Origin of the sequence: Dokdonia sp., assembly GCF_039945015.1 — a bacterium.
Lineage (GTDB): Bacteria > Bacteroidota > Bacteroidia > Flavobacteriales > Flavobacteriaceae > Dokdonia.
This window is the reverse complement of the sequence record NZ_JBDUXP010000019.1, coordinates 16,311-35,318: the sequence shown is the minus strand read 5'-3', so window position 1 is coordinate 35,318 and position 19,008 is coordinate 16,311. Positions and strand designations below refer to the sequence as shown.

The 19,008-nt window shown below is 31.4% G+C and carries 8 protein-coding genes; all 8 read right to left on the bottom strand.

Going from position 1 to position 19,008, the window contains the following annotated elements:
• Window positions 1–80 precede the first annotated feature (80 nt).
• Complete coding sequence (locus ABJD27_RS14540) at window positions 81–467, bottom strand: hypothetical protein (RefSeq protein ID WP_348167659.1); 387 nt, start codon at window positions 465–467, stop codon at window positions 81–83.
• Window positions 467–2,833, bottom strand: coding sequence for a penicillin acylase family protein (locus ABJD27_RS14535; RefSeq protein WP_348167656.1), 2,367 nt, complete (start codon window positions 2,831–2,833; stop codon window positions 467–469). Before ABJD27_RS14535 ends, ABJD27_RS14540 begins: the two co-directional genes overlap by 1 nt.
• A 178-nt stretch (window positions 2,834–3,011) precedes the next feature.
• Window positions 3,012–4,664 (bottom strand): cyclic peptide export ABC transporter, encoded by a 1,653-nt coding sequence (locus ABJD27_RS14530; RefSeq protein ID WP_348167653.1) that lies wholly within the window; start codon window positions 4,662–4,664, stop codon window positions 3,012–3,014.
• Window positions 4,665–4,837: 173 nt separating this feature from the next.
• The gene (locus ABJD27_RS14525) at window positions 4,838–5,557 is read right to left on the bottom strand and encodes an alpha/beta fold hydrolase (RefSeq protein ID WP_348167650.1); all 720 of its coding nucleotides are present in this window, start codon (window positions 5,555–5,557) and stop codon (window positions 4,838–4,840) included.
• A 39-nt stretch (window positions 5,558–5,596) separates the two neighbouring features.
• A complete protein-coding gene (locus ABJD27_RS14520) occupies window positions 5,597–7,972 on the bottom strand; it encodes a TonB-dependent receptor (protein ID WP_348167647.1) in 2,376 nt (791 codons plus the stop codon).
• A gap of 96 nt (window positions 7,973–8,068) precedes the next feature.
• Window positions 8,069–9,694 carry an MBL fold metallo-hydrolase gene (locus ABJD27_RS14515; protein ID WP_348167644.1) on the bottom strand — a complete coding sequence of 542 codons (1,626 nt, stop codon included), beginning with the start codon at window positions 9,692–9,694 and terminating at the stop codon, window positions 8,069–8,071.
• 193 nt (window positions 9,695–9,887) lie between these two features.
• On the bottom strand, window positions 9,888–15,833 hold the full coding sequence (locus ABJD27_RS14510; protein WP_348167641.1) for an amino acid adenylation domain-containing protein: 5,946 nt from the start codon (window positions 15,831–15,833) through the stop codon (window positions 9,888–9,890).
• Between the two features lie 111 nt (window positions 15,834–15,944).
• On the bottom strand, window positions 15,945–19,004 hold the full coding sequence (locus ABJD27_RS14505) for a beta-ketoacyl synthase N-terminal-like domain-containing protein (protein ID WP_348167638.1): 3,060 nt from the start codon (window positions 19,002–19,004) through the stop codon (window positions 15,945–15,947).
• Between the last annotated feature and the right edge of the window lie 4 nt (window positions 19,005–19,008).

The window sequence follows — 19,008 nt, the reverse complement described above, 5'->3', positions numbered from 1 at the left end:
TACTTGATTGAGTATTTAATTATCTTACATATAGCATCTAGATAATCACATCATCTAGATGCTATAGTCATAAAGTTCATTTAACCTACTATCTCAATAGCTTGTTCTTTAGACATCCCCTTTTTCTTGGTAAATAGAGTGCCTATCTTATAACCAAAAAAGAATAATATTGCTGTATTTAAAGCATTAAGCAACGGGAAAAACACATATATAAATGCACTTGACAACCCTAAGTTTACAAGAAGATCTTTTATATAGTCTACACGTGATTGGTACATCAAAAATATTGTTGCAAACACTATAAAAGCAATAACAAAACTCTTTAAAAAGACTTTTTTACGTTCAATTTTAAAAGAAGCAATAAAGCCTATTAAAATTATAGAGATCAAAATAATAGTATAGTTATCTATTAAAAATTGTATTATTAATACAACTATATATGGCAAGTAATTAAGTATCTTTTTCATCAGTTAAATTTTATAATATTTTTAATATTCTCTAGTTTATTAGGATTGTTTACAAATTGCACAGTCTTATATTGACCTTTTTTCCAAGGTTCAATTTGATCTTTATAGTGTTTTGAATTTATCATACCACTCTGACCTCCAGCCATAATTGTTTGTGCTTGTATCTGTCCATCATTTATTTCATAAACAGCTCGAAAAACAGGGTGAAACGTTTCTGTATTAATATTAATCGTATTTGTGTTTCCTCCAATATTTTCGATTTTTTCTCCTAGTCCAGGTATAAACATGATATTGCTTATTGTAAATTCAGACATGGTGTTATAAGAAACATTTTTCCATTGATTCCCGTAACGATGAGTTAACGTAGAATCAGTCTTAGCAAAAATGGCATTTACTATTTCTTGCTTATTATCACCTCCAGGAATTGTATACTCCTTATCATTTAAATATTTCAGAAAATATTGTAATGACGGTTCTTTATTTACTTGCAATTTTGTATTTGCAAATTGCTTTGCTTGTTCTATAGAAACATTTCGTAATATTTCATATAGCAATGCTTGGTTTGCTTCATCACTCATATTACCATCCCAACTTGTTAGTTCTTTTACAATATCAGTATACTCATCTTGTATTGTATAGTTCTTCATTAGTTCTTTAAAGTCTTTAAAGGAAATATCAATCTCATCGGTTTGCATTTTCTGAATTTCTTGAACATCCCAGCTTTCATTTCCTTCCAATAAAGAATGGATACGTTTTGCTCTATAATTGTCTTTTAAACCATGAGCTCCGAAGTAAATATTATTCTGAATAGGTTGCTGATTTGCAGAAAACAAAAACTTTTTTTCTGGGTTAAAATCATACCAAAGAGAGTCTAAGGATTTTGCAGGAATATATCTTTTTGTACCATCTAGTACTTGACCTACATAATCAGTATTTCTTTCTGGTAACTCGCCTGCACATACAATTCCGATATTATCTTCTACATCACTATACACAAAGTTTTGAGGAGGATAACTATAGTCTCTTAAAGAAGTAGTAAACTCGTCCCAATTTTGACTTTGCATAACATCATACATTGCTTTTACTGAGTTACTTTTATTTCCAGCATACCAATGTTGAGCATAGTATTGATCATCTCCTTCTTTAATAATTTTCCCATGTACAGTGCTCTTATGTTCTTGTATATAATCCGACTTACCTTTTACTTTAATCGTATAATTTTCAACTTCAAAAGGGACCCACTTTCCATCATTAAGATATAAGCTATCTTCTTTTACTTGCAGTTTATATCTATCTACCAGATCCCATTCTCCATTTGTAATTCCCCAAGAGATTTTATCATTATGACCACTTACAATTACTGGAACTCCAGGAATTGTAAAACCATAAACTTTAAATGTATCTGTTACAAGGTGAGCTTCATAAAAAGCTTCTGGAAGTGTCAAATACAAATGAGGATCATTTGCCAAAATATTTCCTTTGTTTTTTGTTTTAGCATTATTTACAACCCAATTATTACTTCCTATACCTTGATAAAATTTATGATTACTCATTAATTTATCTCCTAAGTTAAATAACGATTGATCATCATTGGGAGTTTCTACAGAAGCTGTTGCCGAGTAATCTAATCCTAAATTTGGCACATTTACACTTGGCGGTACTGTATTAGATGGTAAAATGGTATTCATCCCATCTGGTTGTAATGGATAAAAATAATCTCTAATATCTTCTGGCAATTCTGCTAGAAGTTCTTGTTGTTCTATATGATGATCAAAATATGTCAATGTCCAACTCATATACCAAGTAAATAATAAGGAATATTCTGTTTTCCAAACTCTTGGCGTTTCTCCTAAAGCTTTATATAAAGGATCTGTATTCTCATTATTTTCCAAATATGTATTTACCCCATCTGAGTACGCTTGTAAATAAGCATAGAATTCTGGCTCTTCTTTCTTATATGTTTCTAGAAGTTCAATCGATTTTTGTTCAAACTCATATGGTATCCAGAATTTATCAGATTTTAATGTCTGCGCAGATAAGAGTTCTGACAATCTTCCTTGTACAATTCTAGATATCATCTCCATCTGAAAATACCTGTCTTTTGCGTGCATATATCCTAATCCATATGCTGCCTCATTTTTTGAAGAACTATACACATGGGGAATCCCAATATCATCTACATAAATATTTAACTTATGATCACTAGTGATCTCTCTTATTCCATCATTTTGTAACGGTACAGATAACAGGCCTGTTTTATAGGTCGTCAATTCACCTAAAGAACCTAATGGTCCTAAATTAAAAGTAGTAACAAATATCCATGCTAAGGATACTATGACTACAAGAATTATTTTAACTGTTTTCATTTTCTTGAGTTTATATGTTTAAAAAAAAGTTATATTTAATGAGTATATATACTTCATTATTAATTTATTGAGCAAAGTATATGTAGGGCAATAAAACACTTCTACCATCTGTAATAAAAAGGTATTAGTAGTATTTATAAAAATAAAAAGGAGTGGTTTCAGTCTTTTTTTAATGCTATCAAAAGATTGCTGCTAGCTCTGAGACATTTGTTTTTTCTAGTTTACCATATTCCATCTTAAGTAGCGTATCTGCCACATCATAATATCTATCATCATGTGTTATAGCTATAATTGTTTTATCATTTTCCTGAACTAGAATAGGAATAATTTCTGTATAAAATTTATGTCTAAAATGTGGATCTTGATCTGCAGCCCATTCATCAAGCACTATAATAGGTCTACCTTCTAATAAGGTACTGATTAAAGCCAATCGTTTACGCTGTCCTGTCGATAAGTCGGTTGTAGAAAAATATCCATCTTTTATAGATACCTTTTCTTCTAACTCAAATAGTTCTAAATATGCATGTACTTTATCATAATCTACATGTGGTATTCCATAAAATTCATCAAAGAGATAAAAATCACTAAAAACAGGAGCAAAAAGACTTTTTATTTTCTCCAACTCTCCTAGAGGAATTAACTCTCCATCTATATAAGCTTCCCCATTATCAAGATTATAAAGATTCAAAACTGTATTAATAAAAGTCGTTTTACCTTCTCCATTACCTCCATACACAAAAACAACTTCGTTCCTAGAAACATCCAAATTAATAGGGCCAACTGAAAATTGATTTTCTCCATAAGAAAATGAATAGTTCTTTATTTTTAAATTTGAAAAATCTCGATACCTCTCTTTATTATCAACTTGTTGTATTTTTTCAATCTTTGTGAGATCTTTCTTTAGCTTTTCCATCTTTTTAAGAGATACTAAAGCTCTATTCATCACTGGAACAATTGTCATGACACTTACTATAGGTCCCATTAAATACAATAAAACAAATATAAAACTCACTTTAACCTCAATAGGTGTTTGAAATATCGGACCTGCAAAAACAAGAATAAATGCGATAAGACTATAAAATAATAATTGACTTATAATCTCACTATTGAGGTATTTTAAAAGTGCTTTTACAAATTTAGTCTCTCCAGTGCTTGCAACTTTTAATAGCTTTTGATCATAAATTTGAGTTCCTTTATCTGCATTGATATTAATCTCTTTTGATCCATTAAGAATACTATTAAAAATATTTATAAATGTTTTTTCTAATTCTCTTACTTCTTTTATTTGTGCATTACTCGTCTTTGATCTGATTACATATATTAAAACTCCAATAGCTATTACTGCCGCACTAACTCCCAATAATTTTAATGACAAAAATGCCATATATACCAAACAAGCTATTATAAGAATAATTGAAGAAAAAAATGTAATGATCATTAATGATGCATTGGTGATATGATTTACATCTGTCGTTAATGTAGCATATACTTCATCTTTATATTCTTGAAGTTTTCTATAAGGAGCCTTAAGAATAAGTTTTATCACATCCTTTCTAATATCCCAATATATTTTTTGAGATAGCCCTATAATACCACCTGCAAGCCACCTACGTGAAATGAAAAAGATAACAATAGCACCTATAAACATATATAGATAGTCTTGCATCGATATTGTTTCTGTAGCAGTAATAGAGTTACTTATAATTTTATTAATAATTGTTATAAATGCAAACCCTGATAATCCTGAAACTATGGCTAGTAAAGAGTATCCTATTATAGGTTTTATAGGTATAAGTCTAGAACTACTAACTTCTGATATTTTTTTTCCCATGTCTATTCTTTAAAAAATTACAAATAAATCCCTGCCCTACTTAGTAAGGTATCTATTAACTCGATCTAATTTTTGATTGGATATTACGCTTTCGCGAAAGCATAACAAGATGCATCATTATCTCATAAAGAAGATATTATGTACACATTGCACCTTGTTATACAAATACTACGCTATACATTAAGTAATGAATACATAGCGCATTCATTAATAATTTGTGTTAGAGTTTCTACTTGACTATGAATAAAGAAATGATTTCCTGATACAATTTGGCAATCAAATTTCCTACTCGTATACATTTTCCAATTTTCGATCTCCCCTACGGTTTCTTCTTGATCTCCCATAATGGCAAAAATTGGAGTATTAATAACAAGACCTACTTCCGAATCTCTATTCTTTTCGAGAATCTCAAAATCTGCTCTCATAATGGGACTAAAGAAATTATACAAATCTTCATTTTCTAAAACTTCTTCGGGAACTCCCCCTAAAGATCGTAGTTCCTCCTTAAATTCAGGATCACTTAAGGCATGTCGTTGTATATCTTTCTGATTTGCTCCTGGTCCTGGATTTCCAGAAACGACCAATATATTTGCAGCATCTAGATGTTCTTCCATTTTTTTTGCAACAGAAAGCCCTAAAGTAGCTCCCATACTATGACCATAAATAATATAAGGTTGATCATTTCTTAACCTCTTAATTTGAGCCACATAATCAAGAATTGCATCTATCTTATTAAAAAGATAGTCCTCCTGATTTCTTTTTCCTCTCCCTGGAAGTTCTAAGGCATGACACTCAAAATTATTTTGAAGACCACTTTTTAGAAAATCAAAAGAGTAACAACTTCCTCCTGCAAAATGCAATAAAAATATCTGTATTTTTTGATTTGAATACATAGCTCACTGTTTTAGTCTGTAGCATATATGCTAGCATTATTATTGTCTATTACTCTTATTTTCCTTTCTATTTCTTCCTTTATTAAATCTATAATTAAAATTAAGATTCCATCTCGCTGCATTAAAATTAGTCGACTGGTTTACGATAAATCCATCACCAACAGTTCTCTCTCTTAATTCTCGTGTATTAAAGATATTACTAACACCTAATGTTATTCTTCCTTTATTATTAAATAATGATTTTCCTATAGCCATATTCAAGTAATAAAACGACCTAGCTCTAGTTTGCGCATCACTCACAGGAGCTTGGTATTCAAATTTGCTTTGAAATGTGAATTTTTTTGGTAATCTAATTTGACTTAATAATGTTGCTGTCCAAGTCTCATTAGAAAAATCTAAATTGGTTGTCCCTACCCCTCCTTTTTGATCAAAGCTATAGGCATTAAATTCTGCCATAAGAGCTAGCCATTTTATAGGAGCATATTGAGCTGAGACTTCTAGACCAAATCGTGTTTCTTCATCAAGGTTTATTAACGCAGTTTCAAAAACTCCCTCATCATTTTGTGTTGTAAAGTATTGAAAGTTATTAGTCGTTTTTGAATAATATAAAGAAGGATTAATAACTAGACCTTTTGTTTTACGTATAAGAGTTAACTCTACAGCGTCTGTGTAAGAAGGCACTAGATTAATATTACCAAAAATACGTGAGTTAAAATCGAGAAGCTCCGCAAAAGGATTTAACTGAAATAAATTAGGTCTATTGATACGTTGACTATAATTTAATTGTGCTGTGGTTTTTTCTGACAGAACATAACTCAAGTTTACAGATGGAAATAACCTTGTATAGGTACTATCCGTTAAAACACCTCCCGTATTTTGATCTTTAATTTCAATATCTGTATACTCAGTTCTTAACCCTAATAAATAACTAAACTTCTTTATTTTATTACCATACTGTGCATATGCCCCTAGTATCTGTTCCTTATAATCTAATCCGTTATTAAAACCATCTATAGGAGTTATTGCTCCAGCGATTTCTTCATTTGCAACAAAGTCTGTAGATACTACTCTATCTTCTACCTTAACTCCTACTTCAAAATTTGCCGTTTCACTTAAGGGAGTAATAAAGTCAGATTGTATAACAACATCATCATTTTCTCTATTTGATCTTGTATTTATAATTGACACGTCTCCAGCATCTGGCATAACTGTTCTTCTTGCAATATTAAAATCCTTAGTACTATCCCAAAAATCATATTGAACATCTACCGTAAATTTCCTACCTGGTTTCTCAAAAGCTTTTGTGTAGTTAAACTCAAACTGATTATAACTCCTCTCTTCTTCTGAATTTCCTATTGTTTGAATACGTGTATCTGGAGTGCCAGTTCCTGAAAAATCAAAATTTAATGTATTTTCATCTGTATCTTTTGTATCATTTCTATAAAATGCTGTTGTAATTGTGTTTTTATCATTTATAAAATAATCCAACCCTACATACAGTAAGCCTCCATCATCATGCCTATCTTGATCTTCTCTCTGGCTTAAAAAAAGATTATTCCCATCTACAGTACTTTGCTGATCCCTAGTGTTAAGCCCTACATAATCAGAATAACGAATCCCTACATTAGAAAACAAATTAAACTTTCCTTTTTTATAATTAAGGCTTCCTAAGATTCTATGATCTGCAGGAGTTCCAGTGACTAAGGTTACACTTCCGCTTAGGTCATCTTTTGTGTTCTTTCTTAGAACTACATTTATAATTCCTGCAGATCCAGAAGCATCGTAACGTGCTGATGGATTTGTGATTACCTCTACAGACTTTATAGTTTCTGCAGGAATTTGTTCTAATCCTTGGGTAGATGCTAGTCCAGATTTGCGTCCATTAATAAGAATAAGGACATTGCTATTGCCTCTTAAACTTACAGCACCGGTTGGGTCAACTGTAACAGACGGAACATTATCCAGTACTTGTGTTGCAGATCCTCCTTGAGAAATTAAATCCTTCCCAACATTAAATACCTTTTTATCTAGTTTTAATGATAATTGAGAAGTTTCTCCCGTAACAACAATTTCTTCAAGAGAAGTGACATCAGATTTTAACTGTATTGTTCCAAGATTAATTTTTGATTTAGAACCATCTACCGTTAATGGAGACGTATACGTTTCAAATCCTAAAAATTGAACCTCTACAGTATACGCCCCTACTTTGATATCTTTAATTTTAAAGTCTCCTTTATCATTAGTGATCACAGCCTCTACAAGGAGCGTATCCTGCTTTACAATAACAGAAGCATATGCTAATTTATCGTTTAGATCTTCTCCAGAAACCGTCCCTGACAATTGAGTGAGGGACTGGGCGGATATGGAGGATATGCATAAGAATACAAATGCATTTATGAATATTGATTTTAACATGATTTCTTAATTAAGTATTAACAATTATTTTTATTTTTTTTATTTTTAAATAACAGCACATAAACCGCTATTTATGAACACATAAGCTAAAACAGCTTATGCAAGAACAAGCTCATTTTTATATTCAATAATTTTCTCTCCATAAAGTCTTTCTGGCTCTATATTATTTGCAATACAGTAGTCCAATAACTTATTTGATTCTACAATAGGAATAGACTCATCGGTATATTTTATAGAACTTATGTATTTAAGCCAAGGCTCCATGCCCATAGCGTATACAAATACTTCACTAGGTTTAAAAACATCTACAAGTGCTTTTGCTTGTTCAAAATTACACCCTGCTAGTCGTCTAGATTCATCCTTATCTCTGGATAAAACTTCAGGCATTAAAGGACCGTATAACCAAGATAATGGCGCTCCTTCACATTCCATTCCCAAGAAAATAACATCTATATTTCCCATCACTTTATGAATGCGTTCATAAAGTCTTGGAGATACATTACAGGAATCTGCTGCAAATAATACTTTTAATCCATCTTTGTATGCTACGTGATGACATAATTTACTTCGTACATCTAGATCACAATGTTCTCCTACAAATGGTAATCCTGTTATTGAACAATCATCAAAATGAATAGTTTCCATCTCTCCTAGTTCTATAATATTTGTGAATCCTATTCTTTCAAACATTAATTTCAGGTTTGGATCTTGAAGAAATCCTCCATTACTTTTTGGAACTACAATGTTTTTAATTTTACGTCTTAATCGTAATAAAGTTTCAAAAAGAATGTGATCTTGGTGATTATGAGTTACCAATACATAATCTATAGATTCTGGTAAATCATCATATGAGTATCGTGATATATCAGATTCATACCCATAACTTACTAAAGGATCGGCTAGTATTGTTGTGTCTTTGGTCTCTGTAAGAATACATGCATGTCCAAAATATCTTGTAAGCACACCATCACCCGTATAACGCTCATACTTTTTAGACTTCTCTTTTGTAAAGAAGGATTTAAATAAAGGAATATCTTCTAAAGCAATATCAAATATTTCTGTAATCTCTCCAAATGTTTTAGGATGATCTTCCATTTCAAATAACTCATCAATTTTTTCACTTTTAAAAGGTAAGTTGACTCTTAAGATATCATCACCTGGTAATTTTGGTGTACTTAATACAAATGATCTTGAATCATCATCATGCACTAAAAACAAATTGAAACTTTGAAGAGACTCATCATAATATTCTGTTTCATATAATAATGATTCAAAAAAGCGAAAAGAAGGATTGTTATTTATATCATATACTAATTCTACAAGTCCTTGTAAACTCTCTGGTACTTTATTATATAGTTCTGTAAGTGCATATCCTTTGGCCTCTTTATTAAGCATCTCATTAAGTGCAAAAACATCTTCTCTTAGTTCTAAAAGTTTAGCACATTGATCATTTGTATTATCAATGAGTGCTTGAATTTCATCTACACGTTTTCCATCATAATCTATAAAAGGACCTCCTAACATTTTAGGCGTTTTTACTGCCGCTGCATGAATCATTGGGTTTTGAACATATGACCCCATGATTTTTAAATGTCTGTCTTTAATATTCATTGCTGCAGTAGCTGGTGACACCAAATGTGGCCATGCATACCAGTTGTCTACCAAAGGTTCGATTGCTAAATTTTTTTTAATGTATACTAAATCATCATTTTGTATTTCCATGAGTTCTAATTTTAGATTTTTATTTAATAAATTTTATTTTTTTGTGATATAATAGGCTATAAAAACAGGCACAAGAATCTTCCGCATAAAGTGGATATATCCCTTATAAGTTTCTATAAATTATTGAGTGGTTGTATACGCTTTCGCGAAAGCGTACCCAGTAAGAATTAGTATAATGTCTCTAATAGACCTTCTAGATTAACGCTTCAGAAAGGTTGAGTAAGTGCTCCTTAAAATTAAAATCTTCAGAAAATGATGTGTTATATTTTTCTAGAGAACAAGAGAGACTTATCTCAACAGCATTTGAATAGATATTACAAACTAAATCTACTCCTTGTGTGAAGTCATTTTTAGAATACGTTATTTTGTTTTCTACAACTGGATTTGCAAACTGTTTTTCTCCAGCGTTATTAATAAAATTAAGGAGACCTCCTACTTCGTTTTCTACCGAAACTTGATGGGTATGCTCCATATCTTTGCATAGCACTTCATAAGGGATTTGCTGATGCATAAGTGCTTCCATATAGTTACTATACACTTCTTTTACATAGGTGCTATTTGTTTGCTGAGAAGGTTGCACAACGGGTATTGGTAAAAAATTATTGACAACACCTAACACTTTATGGCTCTCTATTTCCTGAGTTCCTAATTCTCTTGCTTGCACTAAAATTAATTGCAATGCACAATCAGTATGTTTAGAAAGAAGCAATTGGTGAATGGCTGTAAAAAATGCAGATGATGTTAACCCTGTCTTTCTTATAATTTCTGAAAGATTCTTAAAGGTGTCACCTGTAATCCAAGCGGTTTGTTGTACACAATCTTCTAATACAGCTGGTTCCTTATTTGTAATCTCCTTTGTTACGATATCTTTTAAGGTTTTTAACCAATAGTCTCTTTGCTCCTTAGCGACTGCAGATTGCAAATATGATTGTTGCCAGGTTGCAAATTCAAAATATGACGTATACCCAGTTTGTATAGGTGTATCATTAAAATATGCTCTTAAATTTTCAAGTAGTATCGTATTTGTAAAAGCATCTGTAAGTGCATGATGAATACTCAAATAGATATAAGAATTCTGATCCGATTGATTTACTACATCTTGAATAAGAAGTACTTTTATTAATGCCCCTCCTATTACTTCAAAAGGTTCTGATAATAAAGAAGTGAGTTTCTCTTGATTTAATTGGGTTTCTTCATGAATCGTAATAGAGACTTCAGATGCAGGTAACACGCGTTGTTTTACAAGTTCATTTTCTTTATAAAATTGTGTTCTCAGAATTGGAAATGCAGTTATGAATGACTCAAATGCTTTTAAGAATTCTTCTTTTGAAGCAAATTTAGGAGTGACTATAGGCCCTATGATTCCTTGCGACATACTCTTACCTACAATAAAACTTTGGTTAGGTGTTACTGGAAAATCTTGTTCTTTATTAAATACATTTTCAGAAATTGCACTTTGGTCTTTACTTAAAACCGTTAGATCATTTACTAATGTAATTAAGTGGTTTTTAAATGAAGTGGATAATGCTTCTATAGCGTTTTTTTCAAAAAGGAAAGAAGAATATCCTATACTCATTTTTAATTCTCCTAAAGAAATCATTCCTACGACACTCAATCCTAAATTATTGTGATTTTCTGAACTTGAGTTTCCTCCTATACTTTCAGATCCATATGTAAATACCGAATCTCTTTCTGACGAAACATTATAGCCAAAATCTCCAAGATAATTATACTCCAAATCAAATGTAGTATTCAAATCTATGTCATCATTTAAAAATCGTAAAGCACTATATCCTATTCCTTTATTAGGAATACTTAACAAGTCCTCTTTTACATTTACTAAATTTTCAAGAGTATCATTTTTTGAGACATCTAGCACAAAAGGATAAAACGATGTAAAGTATCCTACAGTACGACTTATATCAATGGTATCTATAATCTCTTCTCTTCCGTGACCTTCCATTTGGATCGTTATTTGATCTCTTTGTAACGTATCCTTAATAGCAAGTCCTAAGCAGGTTAAAATGACATCATCTATCTGTGTGTTGTATAACAAATGTGCCGATGTTTGTAAAAGTGTTGTCGTCTCTTTATCCAAGATCATCGCCGTGGTTGTATCACAGTTAAGTTTATATATCTCATCTGATCCAATATTACGTAGTGGATTCCCTCTTTGTTTACATACAGATTCCCAATAGGTAAGTTCTTCTGTTTTTTTAAGTTCCTGAGCGTATCTCTTTAACTCACTCGCCCAGGTTTGATATGAACTTGTTTTGTATGGGAGTTTATACTCTTTACCTTCTTTAACTTGCTGATATAAATCTGCAAAGTCTTGTAGTAAAATTCTCCAAGAAACCCCATCAATTACTAAATGATGAATGATAAAAGCTATACGATCACCATCTTTTAATCTAAAGTGGGCTATTCTTACTAAAGGACCTTGAGAAAGATCAAAAGAAGATTGTAATTCTATTCCAATATTTCTAATGCTCATTAAATGATCATCATCTTCTCGTAAATCATAGAAATGTATCGTATAATTTTCTTCTAAGCTGTTCTTATTATATTGTTTTCTTACATTATTTTCTACAGGAAATATCATTCTAAGTACATCATGATGTTGTACCAATTGATCTATACAGGTTCTTAAAACTGTAGGCTCTACCCTATCTTCTGTGTTGAGTAATACCGTGTGATTATAGTAGTGAGGAGCATTAAAAATTTTGTTTTCTACCTTGTTAAAGAAAAATTCCTGAATAGGTGTTAATATAACATCTCCTTCTACTTCTGACTGGTCAACGATTGTATCATTCTTTTGCAGTAATGGTACTAAGTCTTCAAGTTTAGGGTTTGATATAATATCTCCTGCTTTAAGAACAAATCCATGTTGCTTAAGTTTTGAGACAATTTGTATTGATTTTATAGAGTCACCTCCTATGCTAAAGAAATTATCTTTAATTCCTATATTTTCTCTATTTAAAACTTCTTCCCATACACGTACTAATAACTTTTCTTCAGAAGTAGTTGCGGCAACATAAGTTTGGTCTTCTTCTATTGTAGTCGTATTATGTACTTCTGACAACGATTTTTTATCAACCTTTCCATTAATTGTAAGTGGTATTTGATCTAGTTGTATAAACTTATGTGGCAACATATACTCAGGAAGAATTTTTGATAAAAAAGATCTTAATTCCCCGGTATTAACTACTACTCCTGTAGCAACTATATATGTGATCAATTCTTTATTTCCTTGATCATCTTTTTGCACAATAACAACGGCTTCATCTATCTGTTCATTAGACAATAATTGTTGTTCTATGGCGCTAAGTTCTATACGATGTCCTCTTATCTTTACTTGTTCATCGTTACGTCCTATATAAATAACATTTCCTTCTTTAGTCCACTTCCCTAAATCTCCTGTTTTGTATAATCTATCTTGTGCATTAAATGGGTTTTCTATGAATTTACTTTGAGTTAATTCTTCTCTATTAAGATACCCTCTCGCAACGCCAGTACCTCCTATACATATTTCTCCTATTACACCTACTGGTACTAATTTATTATGTTCATCTAGGATAAGGATTTTGGCATTTGATATTGGTTTCCCTATAGGAATTGTACGATACGCTAGTGTATTGGTTTCTGGCATTTTAAATATTGTACCACAAATACTAGTTTCTGTAGGGCCATATGCATTATAATATGTTCCATAGTTTAAATACGGTTTTATAATTTCATAATCTGGTGCTTCACCCGCAGTAATCAATGTATCTATCTGTTGTAAATCATCAATATCAATTAAAGCTAAATAAGAAGGTGGTAATGTAGCAATGTTGATTTTGTTCTCTTTGATATATGTTGTCAGTGTATCTACATCTTTACGTTGCTCTTCTGCAACGACATAAAGGCTTCCTCCAGATAAAATAATCATAAAAGTCTCCCATACAGATGCATCAAAAGAAAAAGGAGCAAACTGTAATCCTCTATTACTTTCGTTTAAATTAAAATAATCAATTTGAGAAAGGATTGTATTTACAATTTGACCATGTTCTATCATGACTCCTTTAGGGAGTCCTGTAGAACCAGATGTATATATAACGTATGCAAGATCATTAGGCATTACATCAAGAACTACTTCATCACAATCACTAGCATCAAAACCTATATCTATTGCCATTAATGCTCCTGTATAAAAATCTAGATCAAACATATAGGATGTTGTGGTAATCAAGAGTTCTAACTGAGTATCAGATACGATATGCTCTTTTCTTTGGTTTGGCATATCTGGAGCAATAGGAACATAAGCGCATCCTAGTTTTATAATTCCTAGCATTGCTATAACACTCCATTCATCTCGATCTAACTGTATTCCTATAAGACTTCCTTTGGTTACTTGATATTGCTTATTAATGTAGCGTGCTAACTCACTTGAAACCTCGTCTAACGCTGCATAAGTAAATTCTTTTTTTCCAGCAACTAAAGCTATTGCATTGGGTGTTTGTTTTACTTGTGTTTCAAACAATGAAATTAATGTTGCTTTAGAATCATATTCTAGCGTTATATTATTAAAATCTACTAGTAATTCATTTTTTTCTTTTTCAGATAAATAATCAATTTCCTTAATAGGCATATTTGGATTTAAAACAATTTCCTCTATTAATTGCTTAAAATGCATCAATAAATCGGTAACATATTCAGATTCAAAAACATCTATATTGTATACCAAGTGACAGCATAAATAGTCTCCTTCTTCAATAAAATTAATATCCAGATCTGTTAATGCTGAGGTTGCACCTAATTCTTTAATTTCATTTATTTGAGTCTTGTCTACATTATATTTATTACTATTATCTACTGCATTTTGTAATAAAAGCATTACATCAAACAACGGAGATCTTGACATGTCCTTCTTATAGTTTATGAGCTCTAACAAGTGACTAAAAGGATAGAACTGACAATCTAAAGCACTAAGCGTATTTTCTTTTACTATATCAAAAAATGCATTAAAAGTTTGTTCAGGGTCTAATTGATTACGCAATGGCAGGGAGTTAATATAACATCCTATTTGTCCCTTTAAATCTGCATGATCTCTTCCTGCAACAGACGTCCCTATCACAATATCTTTACTATTTGTGTATTTATATAATAACACATTCCAAACAGCTAGTAATCCCATAAAAACACTTCCTCCATTGTCAGAACAAAGTGTTTTAAACATTGTTGTAGTTTCTTTAGATAAGTACGATTTAAGAGCAAATCCACTAACTGTTCTAACCGCCGGTCTGGTTTTACTATTTGTAAAATCAAGTACAGGTAGTTCTCCAGAAAACGTATCTTTAAAATAAGCTTCTTCCTTTTTAAAAAGCCCCTTATCAAGCTGCTCATTTTGCCAAGCAGCATACTCTTTATATTGAATGTTTAACGCTGGTAATTCATTTTTTACACCTAACTCAAAAGATGAATAAAACGCAAAAATATCTTTAAACAATATATCAAGAGACCAAGAATCACTTATTACATGGTGAATATTACAATAAAAAATAAATTCACTCTCTGCAAGTTGAAATAAATATACTCTCAATAAAGGTCCTTGTCCAATATCAAATGGCTTTTCTATATCATTTCTAGTAACGATTTTTACTTGCTCATTCTTTTTTTCTAAGGTTCTAAAGTCAAAAAAGTCAACGGTAAAATTTATAGCTTCTTGATCTAAAATATATTGTCGTATCTGTCCCTCATCATTAATTCTAAATACGGTACGTAAAGATTCGTGCCGTTCTATAGTACTATATACTGCTTGTTTAAAATTTACAACATTAATTTTTTGTTGTAAATGAATTGAGTTAGGCACCGCATAGTTAAAACTTTTTGTGTCTGTATCTATTAGTATAGATGATAACATTCTAAGGAGACTAGACGAAACTTCATAACTCTCCTGAATCCCAAGTTTTGGAATAACATTATTAGTATTTGATCGTGTATACTTACTTAAATAAGAAACAATTTCTTGTTTGTTTTTCTTAATTTTTTTGATAAGTTCCTCATCAATTACATCATCTTTAAAACCAAGTTTAAGATCTTCACCATCTAAAGACAGTGTTATATTACTCTGATATATTTCATTTAATAAATCGACCATTGCATTTCGTTTTTAGAAGCACAAGCGAGTTGCCTTCAAATAATTAATAAAAAAAGTGTTGTTGTATAGTTTTTCGCTTTAAGCGAAAAAGAAAAAAGAAGTGAGTTATATCTAGATAGTAATTACTGTTTTATAAGTATTTTCTTCTTCTTGAATAGTAATCAGTTTTACTGCCAAATCAATTTCTGCAGCAAGATCTTTTATTGTTGATTTTTTATAAAAATCTTTAATTTTAATGTCTATTTCAAATGTTTTCTGAATGAGCTTAAGCATTGTCACACCTTTTAAAGAATTTCCTCCTAACGCAAAGAAACTATCCAAAACTCCAATTTTATCTTTACTAAAGAATGTTTCCCACATCTCAACAAGTTTTTCTTCTGTTGTATTTGATGGGGCTACGTAATTAATAAAAAGAGTTTCTTTTTCATCTATATCTTCTTCAAATGCTTCATCATCATCAAACGTATCTATCACAAATGGATTTACCGTAGAAGGAGCTTCTTCTTCTGAAAAATTAATGAGTTCAAAAGGATTCACTTTTACAGGTAATTTTGTTTTATTAAACACATACCCTGGAAGTGATGTTCTATAAGGTTTTTCATTCCCGTAATAGGCTTCCCAATTGATATCAATACCATTCATCCATAATTCTCCTATCTTTTTAAGGATATATTCTTGATCATTAACTTCTTCTTTAGGATGTCTAATCAAGTTTACAGCACTATTATTAGTACCTGACATTTCTTGTTGTTGAAATAGTGTCGTAAGCGTATTACCTGGACCTACTTCTACAAAAAGGGTGTTAGACTCTTTTAACAACGTAGTCAATCCGTCTGAAAATCGTATCGTATTACGTAAATGATCTGTCCAATATTGCGAGGACATCGCTTCTTCTGAGGTTATTAATTCTCCCGTCAAGTTTGAAACAAAAGGAATTTGAAGTTCAGAAAACGTAACCTTTTCTAATTCTTGTTTAAATTCTTCAAGTACAGAATCCATTAAAAATGAATGACCACCAAGTGAAATTCTTAATTTAGAACAAGAAATATCTTCTGTTTCAAATAACTCTACAAGTGCATCTATTGCTTTTTCTGTTCCAGAAAGAACACAAGATTCTGGAGAGTTTACAACAGCAATAGATAAGTTTTCATTTAAATATGTTTTTACTTTTTCTTCAGAAAGAGATACACTTAGCATACTTCCCTTAGGGGTTTTATTCATTAAAGAAGCACGTTTAATAACCAGTCGCAGTCCTGTTTCAAAAGAAAAAACTTCGCTTAAACAAGCTGCCACATACTCTCCAGTACTATGTCCTATAAGTTTATCTGGTTGAACTCCCCATTTCATCATTAATCTAGCTAGAGCATACTCAAAAACAAATACGATAGGTTGTGTAAACTCGTTTTTATCTATATCAACATTCTCAATAAGCACCTCTTTCTTATACATCACCTTTGCTATATCTGCTCCTGTCAATTCTTTTATGATCGCAAACCCCTCATCCATATGTTGTTTAAAGTAAGGTTCATTTTCATAAAGATCTTTCCCCATATCAAGATACTGCGCTCCAGAACCTGTACACATAAATACAACCTTCCGTTTTTGATCTAGTTTCCCAGAATAAATAGCTTCACTTATAGGATCTTTTAAAACCTCTAAAGCTTTTTCTTGAGAATTACAGACTAAAAATCTATTGTACTTAAATTGGCTTCTCCCTACTTGAAGAGAATATGCCATATCTCTAAGATTGTCATTCTCATTCTCTTCTAGAAATGCAACTAACTTATCTTGATATGCATTTAATGACCCCATAGATTGGGCAGAAAAACGAAGAAGTTTATAAGATGTATCTTTATGTACAGCCTCTTTTAAAGGAGCTTCTTGTAATATCACGTGGGCATTATTTCCTCCTATACCAAAACTACTTACACCTGCTCTTAATGGATAATTATTAACTGGTCTCCAAGTTGACAATTCTGTTTGTACTTTAAATGGCCCTGATTTAAAGTTAATTTCTGGGTTTGGATTTTTAAAGTGTAATGATGGAGGAAGCATTTTATTTTTTAATGCAAGTGTGGTCTTAATAAATCCAGTAATCCCAGCGGCAGCATCAAGATGCCCCATGTTTGTTTTTACTGAGCCTAATGCACATTGATGTGAGGTATTATACCCAAAAGATTTATTGAGTGCTTCTACTTCAATTGGATCTCCCAATTTTGTTCCTGTTCCGTGTGCTTCTACATAGGTTATAGATTCTGGTGTCACATCTGCTATTTGATGTGCTTGTTTTATACATTCATATTGTCCATTAATACTTGGAGCTGTATATCCAACTTTTCTATTTCCATCATTATTTACAACCGAAGAGCGAATGACTGCATAAATTTGATCTTTATCTTTTATTGCATCTTCTAATCTTTTTAAAACAACCACTCCTATTCCTTCTCCAGATACAATACCCGAAGAGTCTTTATCAAAGGCTTTACAATGACCATCTTTAGAATTTGTCATTCCTTCTTGATAAAGATGCCCTTTATATGCTTTTGAATACACTCTTACTCCACCTGCTATTGCCATAGAACATTCTCTCATAAGTAAAGAACGACAGGCTTGATGTATTCCTACTAAAGAACTTGAACACGCCGTGTCAATATAATAACTAGGACCTCTTAAGTTTAAATTATAAGATATAAGCGTGCTTATAAAATTCTTATTAGATATCTGGTTCAAGAAAAATGAATTTACATGATCATTATTTGCAATAAGAGTATATGCTCTCCAATTAATATTGTCTGCCGCAGATAGGTATAAACCTATCTTATCTTTATATGTCTTAGGAGTGTATCCAGCATCTTCAAGAGCTAGCCAGACTTGTTCATGCATCATACGGATTTGAGGATCCATAGACATTGCTTCCTGTTTTGTATATCCAAAAAAAGAATAATCAAAACTATTAGGATCTTCAATAAAAGATTGTGCCTTTACCAAATTTGGATTTGCTAAGTCTTTCTCACTTACACCTACTGCCCTTAACTCATCATCTGAATAGAAATGAGTTAACTCCTCTCCATTCATTAAATGCTTCCAGAACTCATTAAGCGTATCTGACTTAGGGTATCTACCAGAAACTCCTACAATAGCTATATCTTTTTTTCTAATTTTATTTTCCATCGTA

What these genes read in the sequence shown, in the direction of transcription:
- ABJD27_RS14535 (WP_348167656.1), bottom strand. Translation starts at nt 2,833, where the DNA reads ATGAAAACAGTTAAAATAATTCTTGTAGTCATAGTATCCTTAGCATGG.
- ABJD27_RS14540 (WP_348167659.1), bottom strand. Translation starts at nt 467, where the DNA reads ATGAAAAAGATACTTAATTACTTGCCATATATAGTTGTATTAATAATA.
- ABJD27_RS14530 (WP_348167653.1), bottom strand. Translation starts at nt 4,664, where the DNA reads ATGGGAAAAAAAATATCAGAAGTTAGTAGTTCTAGACTTATACCTATA.
- ABJD27_RS14515 (WP_348167644.1), bottom strand. Translation starts at nt 9,694, where the DNA reads ATGGAAATACAAAATGATGATTTAGTATACATTAAAAAAAATTTAGCA.
- ABJD27_RS14510 (WP_348167641.1), bottom strand. Translation starts at nt 15,833, where the DNA reads ATGGTCGATTTATTAAATGAAATATATCAGAGTAATATAACACTGTCT.
- ABJD27_RS14505 (WP_348167638.1), bottom strand. Translation starts at nt 19,004, where the DNA reads ATGGAAAATAAAATTAGAAAAAAAGATATAGCTATTGTAGGAGTTTCT.
- ABJD27_RS14520 (WP_348167647.1), bottom strand. Translation starts at nt 7,972, where the DNA reads ATGTTAAAATCAATATTCATAAATGCATTTGTATTCTTATGCATATCC.
- ABJD27_RS14525 (WP_348167650.1), bottom strand. Translation starts at nt 5,557, where the DNA reads ATGTATTCAAATCAAAAAATACAGATATTTTTATTGCATTTTGCAGGA.